Origin of the sequence: Paractinoplanes deccanensis (assembly GCF_016862115.1) — a bacterium.
In the GTDB taxonomy this organism is placed as follows: domain Bacteria; phylum Actinomycetota; class Actinomycetes; order Mycobacteriales; family Micromonosporaceae; genus Actinoplanes; species Actinoplanes deccanensis.
This window is the reverse complement of record NZ_BOMI01000040.1, coordinates 1-10,469: the sequence shown is the minus strand read 5'-3', so window position 1 is coordinate 10,469 and position 10,469 is coordinate 1. Positions and strand designations below refer to the sequence as shown.

At 72.6% G+C, this 10,469-nt stretch carries 9 protein-coding genes and 1 pseudogene; 3 read left to right on the top strand and 7 right to left on the bottom strand.

Going from position 1 to position 10,469, the window contains the following annotated elements; all coding sequences use genetic code 11:
* Positions 1–342: pseudogene (locus tag Ade02nite_RS12335) on the top strand (hypothetical protein); the annotation flags it as partial.
* 7 nt (positions 343–349) lie between these two features.
* Here Ade02nite_RS12335 and Ade02nite_RS12330 read toward each other — a convergent pair.
* The 7 genes from Ade02nite_RS12330 to Ade02nite_RS12300 all read right to left on the bottom strand — a co-directional run bounded on the left by Ade02nite_RS12330 (position 350) and on the right by Ade02nite_RS12300 (position 5,288).
* On the bottom strand, positions 350–1,105 hold the full coding sequence (locus Ade02nite_RS12330; protein ID WP_203761744.1) for a HoxN/HupN/NixA family nickel/cobalt transporter: 756 nt from the start codon (positions 1,103–1,105) through the stop codon (positions 350–352).
* Positions 1,102–1,791 carry a hypothetical protein gene (locus Ade02nite_RS12325; protein WP_203761743.1) on the bottom strand — a complete coding sequence of 230 codons (690 nt, stop codon included), beginning with the start codon at positions 1,789–1,791 and terminating at the stop codon, positions 1,102–1,104. Before Ade02nite_RS12325 ends, Ade02nite_RS12330 begins: the two co-directional genes overlap by 4 nt.
* Positions 1,792–1,974: 183 nt before the next feature.
* Entirely contained in the window at positions 1,975–2,445 is a 471-nt protein-coding gene (gene bcp / locus Ade02nite_RS12320; protein WP_203761742.1) for a thioredoxin-dependent thiol peroxidase, read from the bottom strand.
* Positions 2,442–3,431, bottom strand: a complete 990-nt coding sequence (locus Ade02nite_RS12315; RefSeq protein WP_203761741.1) for a phage holin family protein — start codon at positions 3,429–3,431, stop codon at positions 2,442–2,444. The genes bcp and Ade02nite_RS12315 overlap by 4 nt, the downstream gene beginning before the upstream one ends.
* A complete protein-coding gene (locus tag Ade02nite_RS12310) occupies positions 3,428–4,180 on the bottom strand; it encodes a DsbA family protein (protein ID WP_203761740.1) in 753 nt (250 codons plus the stop codon). Before Ade02nite_RS12310 ends, Ade02nite_RS12315 begins: the two co-directional genes overlap by 4 nt.
* Positions 4,177–4,674 (bottom strand): MauE/DoxX family redox-associated membrane protein, encoded by a 498-nt coding sequence (locus Ade02nite_RS12305; protein WP_203761746.1) that lies wholly within the window; start codon positions 4,672–4,674, stop codon positions 4,177–4,179. Before Ade02nite_RS12305 ends, Ade02nite_RS12310 begins: the two co-directional genes overlap by 4 nt.
* Before the next feature lie 77 nt (positions 4,675–4,751).
* Positions 4,752–5,288: a sigma-70 family RNA polymerase sigma factor gene (locus Ade02nite_RS12300; protein WP_203761739.1), complete on the bottom strand. Its 537-nt coding sequence runs from the start codon at positions 5,286–5,288 to the stop codon at positions 4,752–4,754.
* A 158-nt stretch (positions 5,289–5,446) separates the two neighbouring features.
* Here Ade02nite_RS12300 and Ade02nite_RS12295 point away from each other — a divergent pair, with 158 nt between their 5' ends.
* Both Ade02nite_RS12295 and Ade02nite_RS12290 read left to right on the top strand, forming a co-directional pair.
* Complete coding sequence (locus Ade02nite_RS12295) at positions 5,447–7,120, top strand: copper resistance CopC/CopD family protein (RefSeq protein ID WP_239168710.1); 1,674 nt, start codon at positions 5,447–5,449, stop codon at positions 7,118–7,120.
* A 102-nt stretch (positions 7,121–7,222) separates the two neighbouring features.
* The coding region (locus tag Ade02nite_RS12290; RefSeq protein ID WP_203761738.1) for a hypothetical protein at positions 7,223–10,469 on the top strand (3,247 nt) is incomplete at its 3' end.

The window sequence follows — 10,469 nt, the reverse complement described above, 5'->3', positions numbered from 1 at the left end:
GCGAGCGCCCCGGAAGCCGCCAGCCGCGGAGGCGCCGGCACGAGCGACCCGGAAGGCGCCAGCGGCAGTGCGGCCGAGCCCACGAACCGAAGCGACCACCCCCAAAGCGGCGCCACCCCGGAAAGCCGCGAACCCACCCTCCTCACCGCACGCGACGAAGCTCAGGCAGCCACCCGCCAGGCCGTACTGGAGCTGGTCGAGCCCGACCAGGCCGATCTGCGACTCCCGGCGGAGCAGGTCACCGACGTCTTCCTCGGAGTGCTCGGCGGCCGCGGCCGGGGCCCCGCCCTCCCGGCCGCCGAGTTCGTCGACCTTCTTCTTTACGGGGCGGTCGCCCGGTGAAGAAGGCTCACACCGTGGTCAGGTGCACGGCCGCGATCGTGACCAGGCCGGCGCCGAAGATCGTGATGCCGGAGGCGGCCAGGATCGGGGTGACCTTGGTGGCCCTGGTGAGCAGCGCGAACGAGCGGGAGCTGCGGGTGACCAGCGAGCTTCCGGCTACCGCCAGCACACCGACGGTGAAGAGCACGACGGCCATGCCGACACCGAACGTGAGCACCAGCAGCAGCGCGAAGCCGGCGCGGCCCAGGAACAGGCCGGTGGCGAGCACGAGGAACGCGGCCGGCGACGGGGTCAGGCCGCCCGAGATGCCCAGCAGCAGAAGGCCCGGCCGCCGCGAATGATCGTGGGTGTGGCCGTGCTCATGGTCGTGGTCATGGTCGTGGTGGTGATGATGGTGGCCCCGCAGATGACGGCGCAACATCCAGATGCCGGTCAGGACGATCAGCACGCCGGCGGCCACCTGGAGCCACGTGGTGAGCTGCTCCATGCGTACCAGATCGGAAAGTGACAGGAAGGTCCAGGCGATGCCGATGACCAGCACCGAGAACGTGTGCATCGCCGCGACCGAGCCGCCCAGCCACGCCGCGTCGCGGACGCGGCCCCGGGAACCGGCCAGGTAGGCGGCCGCCAGGGTCTTGCCGTGGCCCGGTGCCACGGCGTGGCTGGCGCCGGCGAGGAACGCGATGAGGAAGGCCAGCGGCGTCACGCCGGGCGTGTGGATCAGGTCCTGCAGGCGGTCGGAGAGGGCGGAGCCGTCGATCATGCCGGCACCGTCCCCCGGCGGGCGCGGCGCACCCGGCGTACGGCGAGCAGGCCGACCGCGACGAGCGCGAGTATCGCGCCGATCACGGCGGTGAGCTGCACGAAGGCGCTGCCGGCCGGGCTCGTTCGGGGCGCGCCGACGAAGGTCCACGCGTGCGAGTCGTTGCCGCCCTCATAGACGTACCGCTGCCCCTGAGGACCGGTCGCCAGGGTGCGGTACGCGGGGTTCAGGTCGGTCAGCATCCGTACGGCGACGGTCGCCGACCTGATCGGCGCGGGGCAGGCGAACTCGGCGGTGGCGCCCTTGAGCGCGAGCGCCTGGATCGGCTGCTCCACCTCGCCGGCGCACTCCCGCGTACCGTCTGTCACAGCGATCCGTTGCAGGAAGTAGTCGGCGAACTTCCCGGACGCCGCCACGACCCCCGCGTCGGTGTAGCGGTAGTCGACGGTGCCGTCCGCCTTCGCCCGGTCCTCGGGCAGCAGCCCCAGGGCGACCCCGAGAGCCGTGAGATCGTCCGGGCCCCCGACCCGCCACTTCACGTGTACGACGTCAGGACGCTGCTGATCGAGCGAGATCGCCACCGTCTGCGGGTCCCCGAAGGGGTGAGCCTCCGCGGGCGCCGGGGCGACGACCGCGACCCCGATGACCGCGAGCGTCACCAGGGCGCGCGTGCTGTACAAAACCACGGACCAGAGTCTCGCCAGCCTTGGTGATCTTGACGCGTCGGCCGAATGAACAGCAGCTCACGACTTGCCCGCACGCAGCACGGCGGCCGCCTCGCGGATCGAGCCGCGTGACAGCCGCCGTGGGACACAGGACCTGTGGTGGTCGCCCTAAGCATCGGCGATGACGGGCCGGACTGAAGGAAATCAGTCGACGCCGAGCTCGCGGCGCAGCTTGGCCACGTGGCCGGTGGCACGGACGTTGTAGAGCGCCCGCTCGATCTTGCCGTCTTCGTCGATCACGAAGGTGGAGCGGATCACGCCCATGACCGTCTTGCCGTAGTTCTTCTTTTCGCCGAACGCGCCGTACGCCGTCAGCACGCTCTTGTCCTCGTCGCTGACCAGGGGGAACGTGATGGCGTCGCGCTCGCGGAACTTCGCCAGCTTGGCGGGGGCATCGGGGGAGATGCCGACCACCTCGTAGCCGGCGGCCTGGAGCGAGCCGAGCGAGTCGCGGAAGTCGCACGCCTGCGTGGTGCAGCCGGGGGTCATCGCGGCCGGGTACACGTACAGGATGACCTTGCGGCCGCGCAGGTCCTTGAGCGTGAGCCGGTCGCCGTTGTCGGTCGGCAGCGAGAACTCGGGCGCGTCGTCGCCGGGTGAGAGTCGGGCAGTCATGCTGCGACGATAGTCCGCTCGGGTGGGGCGGCGGGGAGCGCGGCGCGCATCCGGAGCACACCCGTCAGGGCGAGCCCGGCGCCCACGCCCGCGGCGAGCAGCACCGCCAGGCGGGTGAGCCAGCCCGGGCCGTACGCGGGGAGCACCGCCGCGCCGAAGACCCCGGCCGAGTCGAAGCCGCCGAAGATGGCCACCACGGCGCCGGCGAGCGCCAGGAAGAAGGGCGGGTGCCGGTACGCGGCCGCGAGCCCGATCAGCCCGGCGAGCACGAGGACCGGGGAGGGGCTCGTGCCGTCGAGGGCGGTCGTCACCGCGTACAGCAACGGGGTGAGACCGGCGACGAGCGCGAGAGGCCGCACGGACCTGGGGAAACGCCGAGCGAGCGCCACGGTCGCCAGGCCGGCCAGGGCGGCGCCGAGCCACCACAGCGAGGCGCGCGGCGCGGGCTCCCAATCGAGGGTGCCGCGCAGCTCGAACGTGCGGACCTGCTCGCGCAGCGGCACCACCCAGTCGCGCAGGCGATGCGAGCGCGAGGGGTCGGCCACCGCCTGCGGCGGCAGCCCGGGGCTGAGCCAGTGGGTGCGCTGATCGTGCCAGCGCACCGTGGTCGAGGAGGAGATCTTGCGCCAGGTGGGTGCCGAGGTGGGGCTGGCGTACGCGGGCACGGGCGTGTCGCCGGTGATCGTCTCGTTGAGGTACGCCGCCGGGGAGCTCGTGTTCTGGTACGTGCCGTCCGGCCGGATGTCGAGGTACGGCTCGCCGGAGTAGCCGAGCACCTCGACCGAGTGCCCCGTCTCGTTGGTCAGTTCGAGCCGCGCCCCCGCCTCGACCGTGCGGACCGACAACCCCTTCTCCGGCGTGCTCAGCCCGGTGACGGTGGTCCGGTACGCGGTCGCGTCGCGCGCGTCGCCGGCGTGCGCGAACGCGGGCGTGGCCGGCGCGATCGTCGCACCGGCCACCGCCAGGATCGTCAGGAGCCGCCTCACCCCTCGGCGGCCTGCACTGCCTGCTCGAACACGGCCGTGGTGGGCAGCGTGTTGTTCGGGCCCTCGACCTGCTTGCCGTTCACGACGATCGTGGGCGTGCCGTTGTAGCCGCGCGACGCGAACGTCTCGGTGACCTTGGTGGCCCAGTTGTCGTACGTCTTGTCGTTCACCGCGGCCTCGAAGGTCGTGCCGAGCCCCACCGACTTGCCCAGCTCGATCAGCTTGGCGTCGGTGAGCCCGTCGCTGCCCTCCTCGGGCTGGTTGGCATAGAGCACCTTGTGGTACTCGGTGAACTTGCCGTCCTGGGCCGCGGCCGCCGCCGCGCCGGCCGAGCGGGTCGAGTACTTCGTGCCGTTCGACGCCTCGTCGAGGATCGCCACGGGGTGGTAGCGGACGGTGATCCGCTTGTCGGTGACCATCTTGTCGATCGTGCTGCCGGTCTGCTGCTCGAACTCGTTGCAGATCGGGCACATGAAGTCCTCGTACAGGTCGACGGTGACCGGCCCGGAGCCGACCGCGAAGGCCGTGCCCTCGTCGACCGCCACGCTGGGCGTCGTCACCTGCGAGGCCTCGGTCTTCTTGTCCTGGTTGGCCAGCACGCCCCAGCCGATGCCACCGGCGACGATCAGCACGGCGAAGACCGCGACCGTCGTCCAGATGGTGACCTTGCGGCGCTTGTCCGCGGCCTTCTGCTGCTCGACGATGCGGCGCGCCTGCGCGGCCTTGCGGTCCCGGTTGCCCTTGCTCATCTCTCTCCCAACAACAGGCCGTCGAGCGAGAACCTGGTGCGCGGTTTCCACAGCAGGATCCCGGCGAGGACGAGGAAGCCCACGTCCCGCGCGATGTCCAGGCCGTACTGCGCGGTCCGCCCGCCGGTCAGCTCCCCGCCCTTGCTGAAGCACCCACAGTCGATCTGCAGCCCGCGCGCCCAGGCCGAGACGATGCCGCCGATGAAGATCACGAGGACCACGGCGGCGATCGCCGCGCTCAGCCGGGTGGCGATGCCGATCAACAGCAACAGGCCCAAAGCGATCTCCAGGAACGGCTGCACGGCACCGACCACCTTGGCGGTCTCCCACGACATCAGGTCGTACGCGTTCACCGCGCGGCCCGAGGCGGCCAGGTCGGTCACCTTGAGCCCGCCGGAGATCAGGAAGACCGCCGCCAGGCCGAGTCGCGCGAGGGTGGAGATCCAGGGCCAGGCTGCCGTCAGCCGGGTCGGCTGCTGCTGCTTCAAGTCCATGGTCACGCCCACTTAGTCGATGCCACTGTCCCGCCGGTTCCCCTCATTCTGCTGGGGTTTCGCTGGGAAAAGGCTGACTAGACGGCGCGAGCCTCCGCCACAGCGGTCACGAGCTCGTCCCGAGCCCGGGCCACCCGGGAGCGGATCGTGCCCACCGGAACATCCTCTACCTGGGCGGCCTCGGCGTAGGAGAGTCCAAGGACCTGTGTGAGCACGAACGCGGTGCGGCGCTCGTCACTCAGGCGGCCGAGGAGGTCGGCGGTGCTCAGCCGGTGGGCCGGGTCGGGCGCCGGCAGGTCGGTGTGCGCCTGGGCGGCGAGCCGCACGTCGAGCCGCCGGCGGCGCACCACGGAGCGCAGGTGATCGGCGCACGCGCGGCGGGCGATGCCGAGCAGCCACGTGCGCACGCTGGAGCGGCCCTCGAAGCCGCCGAGCGCCTTGAAGGCACGCAGGAACGTCTCTTGCGTCAGGTCGTCGGCGGCGCCGGGGTCGACCAGGGCCGCGCAGAATCGCCAGACCTCGGCCTGGGTGGCCCGGACGAGGGCCGCCTGCGCGGCGGAGTCACCTGCACGGGCACGCTCCGTCGTCTCCTCCAGGCCGTCCATGGCGGTCATCGTACGCGGAAAGCCGTCCCTCGATGGGTGCCCACCGCCGGCCTGCGTGTCTGCGCTCGCCCGCGCCCGCCCCGCTCGCCCGCCCCGCTGTTGTTCGATTTGTCCACTTACCCGGCCCTCCAGTGGGCGTTCAGGATCGGATCGGGCAGCATGTCTGCGTGACTTATGGGAGGCGCACGGAGCGACGCCGGATTTTTCGGGCTTTCGCGGCACTTGCCGGTCTGCTGGTCGGGTTCTTCGCGGTGCTGCTGGGCCCGGCGGCTCCCGCGAGCGCGCACGCGGCCCTGGTCGCCAGCGACCCCGCGAACGGCACGATCGTCCCCGACGCGCCGAACAAGGTGACGCTCACCTTCAGCGAGTCCGTCCAACTGCTCTCCGGCAAGATCCAGGTGCTCGCGCCGGACAGCAGCCGCGCCGACCAGGGCGAGCCGACCGTCGACGGCGGCACGGTCACCATCCCGCTGCGCTCGGGCGGCGGCCGCGGCACCTACCTGGTCAGCTACCGCGTCATCTCCGCCGACAGCCACCCCGTCGGCGGCAGCATCACGTTCTCGGTCGGCGCCGCCTCGACGCCGCCCTCCGCCTCGGTCGACGAGACCAAGGTCAACCCGGTGGTCCGCGCGCTCATCCCGGTCGGCAAATACCTGGGGTACGCGGGCCTCGTGCTCCTCGTCGGCCCGGTCCTGGTGCTCGCGCTGCTCTGGCCGCACCGGCTCAGCCGCCGCGGCCCGGCCCGCCTCATCTGGACCGGCGTCGGGCTGGTCACCCTGAGCACCCTGATGGCGCTCTGGCTCCAGGCGCCCTACTCGACCGGGTCGACCCTCTTCGACGTCCGCGTCGGCGACCTGCGCGACGTGCTCGGCAGCACGTTCGGCGCCGTCATGCTGGTGCGGCTCGGCGTGATCTGCGCGGCCGCCCTGCTGCTCCGGCCGCTGCTGCGCGGCCGGGGCAACGAGTCCAAGGCCGACCTCGCGCTGCTCGGCGTGCTCGGCGTGGCCGCGATCGCCACCTGGCCGCTCACCGGCCACCCCACCGCCTCGCCCGTGGCCGGGGTGTCCGTCGTGGTCGACGCGATCCACCTGGCCGCGATGGCCGTCTGGCTCGGCGGGCTGGTCATGCTCGTCGGCTTCCTGCTGCGCCAGGCCGACGAGCGCGAGCTCGGCGCGATCCTGCCGATCTGGTCGCGCTGGGCGGCCACGGCGGTGAGCGCGCTGATCGTGGCCGGCGTCGTGCAGGCGCTCATCGAGGTGTCGTCGCTGCGCGGGCTGGTCGACAGCACGTACGGCCAGTTGATCTTGGTGAAGGTCGGGCTCGCCGCGCTCGTGCTCGGCGTGGCGTGGTGGTCCCGTCGCCTCGTACGGTCGAAGTCCGCCGAAGCCGAGCCCCGCGGCCTGCGCAAGATCGTCGCCATCGAGCTCGCCATCACCGCCGTGATCCTCGGCGTGACCTCGGCGCTGGTGCAGATCTCGCCGCCGCGCACGGCCGAGGCCGCCTCCTCCGCCGACACCACCACGACGGTGACCAAGACCCTGACGGACGCCAAGATGGCCGTCCAGATCGACGTCTTCCCCGCGCAGGTCGGCAACAACTCCATTCACCTGTACGCCTTCACGCCCGACAACAAGCCGCTCACGGTCGTCGAGTGGAAGGCCACCGCCGCGCTGCCCGCGAAGAACATCGAGCCGATCGAGATCCCGCTGCTCCGGATCACCGACTTCCACGCGGTCGGCGACATCGCCCTCCCCGCGGCCGGCGAGTGGACCTTCAAGATCACGGCCAGGACGAGCGACATCGACCAGTCCACGCTCACCACCACGGCGACCATCAAGTAGTTCCGCCGTACCTGTTGGTGATTCACACGCAATTTGACCACTTTGGGGGTATTTGGCTCTGTATGGTCTGCGCAGTATGTCCTGATACAGGGGGAGAAGCTGATGCGGCTGTTCCGCACCATTCTCGGGATGCTGCTGCTGGCCATCGGCCTGCCGTCGCTGCTGGCCGGCGCCGCCCTGTGGGCCGCCATGCAGCACCGCGACCAGGGCGGCGCGTTCAGCGGCGACCTGCAGCGCCTGTCCACCGCCGGATACGCCTTCGTGGTCCCCGACGTCGACCGGCTGCTGCGCGACGACGCTCCTTTCACCCGCATCGGCGACGCCCAGCTCCGCGTGCTGGCGGAGACCCAGGACGGTCCCGCCTTCGTCGGCCTGGCACCCACGGCCGCCGTGCAGCGCTACCTGGCGGGCGTGCCCTTCTCCACGGTGCGCACCGTCGACATCGGCACGGGAGCCCTCCCGGTCGCCACGGGCTTCAACCGCGGCCGTACGGCGCCCGCACAGCTCCCCGGCCGCGCCGACTTCTGGACACGCTCCGGCCTCGGCCAGGTCTCCTGGACACCCGGCGACGTGACCGGAGGCCCGTACAGCCTGGTCGTGATGGACCCAGGCGCCAAGCCGGCCCTCCAGCTGACCGCGACGGCCGAGCTGCGCCCCGGCTGGCTCAACTCGAGCACGTGGGGCCTGCTCACCCTCGGCACCCTGCTCCTGATGACCGGCCTGATCACCCTGGCCTGGCCGTCCCGCCGCCGCGAAATCGTGTACGTGGTCGAGCCGAGCCAGGTCCCCGACCTGATGGCCGCCATCGGCGCACCCCTGCCCCTGACGTCGCCGTCCCGCCCCGGCGCCCACCGCCCCCGAACCCTCGCCGACGCCCAGAAACGCCGCGCCGCAGCCCTGCCGCCGCCGCTCGACTGGCCGCCGTCGGGGGAGCCCGCCCTGGCCGGGGCGGTGCCGGCTCTGGCCGGGTCACCTCTCGCCACTCCGCCCGGCGCCGGTTCAGCTGCCGCCAGCGCGCCTCCTTCTCTCGCTGGTTCGTCTGCCGCCGGTTCGCCTTCCGCTCTCGCTGGTTCGCCTGCCGCCGGTTCGCCTTCCGCTCTCGCCGGTTCGTCTGCCGCCGGTTCGCCTTCCGCCGGTTCGCCTTCCGCCTTCGCTGGTTCGGCTGCCGCCGGCTCGGCGCAGACGCGTCAGCCGGACGCCTCGCCCACCGCCACCACCACGATCCCCGCCCGCGCCGCGCGCCCGAGCGGCCAGCGGACCCCCGCCCCCGGCGAGCCCCTCAGCTTCATCGGCGCGCAATCCGCCACCGGCCCCGTCTCCCTGCCTCTGGGTGACCCGCCCAGCGTGCCCGAACCCCTGTTCGGCACCCGAGCCGACCGAGCCACCCGCCGCCGCTCCACCGCCCCCACCGACATCCCGATGTTCCAGGCCTCCGCGGTGGGCGCCTGGGTAGCCGAAACCGCCCCCGCCCGAGCCCGAGAGGCCGAGGCCCAGGCCGCAGCCCGAGTCGCCGAGGCAGCCCGCCGCCGAGCCGCCGCCATGGAGGCCGCGGCCCAGGCGTCCGCTCCTAGCACTCCGCCCGACCCGGCGGCGCCGACTGCCCCAGCCGATCGCGCGCCGGCGGCTCCGACTGCTTCGGCTGATCTCGCGCAGGCGGCCCCGGCCGTTTCGGCTGACCTCGCGCCGGCAGCTGCGCACACGTCGGCCGACTTTGCGCAGACGGATGCGAACGGTCCCGCCGGTCTTGCGGAGGCGGCCTCCGATGACCTTCCGCGGCCTGCTTTCGGCCCGTCGGCTCAAACCGCGCAGGTGGAGCCGGACGCCCCAGCCGATCGCGCGCAGGGCGACCTGAGCACTCCGGCCGACCGCAGGCAGTCCGCGCCCTCCTCAACCGACCTCGCGCACGCGGCTCCTGCCGATCTCGCGCAGAGGGAGGCCGCGAAGGCCCAGTCCGCGCCCGTCGCGGCACCCGACCGGCCGTCGAACGCGCCGCGTCACGGGCGCCCGGCCGGAAGCAAGCCCTCGCCGCATCCGTCTCGAAGCGCTGCCGAGGCGCCCGCTTCTTCCGTTCTTGCAGATGAGGCGGAGTCCGGTGCGGAGGACCGTCCCGCCCGATCCGCGGTGCCGGAGGACGGCGCGTCCACGCCGGACGGAAGCGCCGAGGCGATCTCCGTGAACGCGGTGGCCGCGGCCTACGCGGCCGGAGCAGCTGACGCCCGTGCCATCCGCGGCGACATCAAGGACACTGCCTCCGACCACGAGCCCGTTCTCGCGGACGACTCCACTAGCCCCTACGCCCATGCGCAGGCCGGCGGGCACGACCGGCGCGCCAAGGACACGCGAGACAGGGAGCCCCGCAACGAAGGCCGGGCGGCCGAGTCCGGACGCGATCCACGCATGGCGAGCCAGCGGGTGTCCGTGGTCACCGGCCCGAAGGCCACCGACTGGAGCGCCACCGGCCCACGCCGCACCGATGCACCGCGAGTAGGACGTCAATCGGCGGCCCCCGGCCGTCCCTCCCCGAGCCGGCGTCCCACACCCGCCGGCTTCGTGCCGGCGGGTGATGCGCCGGAGAACGTTCCGCCCTCCGACCGTCCTCATGGGCCGGCGAATGTCCCCGCCGGCCCAGCTTCCAGGGCTCAGGTCTCCAACTCCGGTGGCGCCGCGCAGCGGGGTGGTGACTCTCGGGCCGGGCGGGACGTTGCGGCTGGTGGCGGGGCTCACCCAGGCAGTGATGTTGATCGCGGTATTCCGGTTGATCCTGGCGTTCGGGGCGATTCGGCCGTAGATGTTGATGCGGTCCTCACCGCCGACTCGCCGGAACCGATCGAGCCGAGCCTGCCCGTCCGAGCGATGAGCTCTGCCGCAGAGCCCGGCCCGGCCGCGCCGGGCGCTGTCAGCGCCACGGTTCGCCCCGGCGAACCGGCCGCCCAAGCGATGGGGACCCGGCCCACCAAGACCAACTCCGAGCCGGCCAACACCCCATCCGCCAGTGGGAGCCGGTCGGCCATGGGGGCCGGCACCGAGGCCACCGGCGCAAGCCAGGTCCCGGTGTCGGCTTTCCCGCCGCCGAGCGAGGTATCCGCGCCTCCGGCCACTCTCGAAGGCGGCGGCACTCCGGCCGGGACGACCGCCCCGGCTCCGCCTCGTCCCACGGTGCCGCGGCCGCCGTCGCCGTCGCCGTCGCGTCCGATCGTTCCCTCTCCGTCCCGGCCCTCGCCATCGAGGACGGAGGAGTCCGCGGGGATCGGCGGCGCCCAGGACACGGCCGGCACGACGCCTGCGCTTGACCACGCCGATGCCCGGAGCATGGCCGACACTGCACCTGCGCTTGACCGCACCGATGCCC

What these genes read in the sequence shown, in the direction of transcription:
- Ade02nite_RS12330 (WP_203761744.1), bottom strand. Translation starts at nt 1,105, where the DNA reads ATGATCGACGGCTCCGCCCTCTCCGACCGCCTGCAGGACCTGATCCAC.
- bcp (WP_203761742.1), bottom strand. Translation starts at nt 2,445, where the DNA reads ATGACTGCCCGACTCTCACCCGGCGACGACGCGCCCGAGTTCTCGCTG.
- Ade02nite_RS12310 (WP_203761740.1), bottom strand. Translation starts at nt 4,180, where the DNA reads ATGAGCAAGGGCAACCGGGACCGCAAGGCCGCGCAGGCGCGCCGCATC.
- Ade02nite_RS12305 (WP_203761746.1), bottom strand. Translation starts at nt 4,674, where the DNA reads ATGGACTTGAAGCAGCAGCAGCCGACCCGGCTGACGGCAGCCTGGCCC.
- Ade02nite_RS12300 (WP_203761739.1), bottom strand. Translation starts at nt 5,288, where the DNA reads ATGACCGCCATGGACGGCCTGGAGGAGACGACGGAGCGTGCCCGTGCA.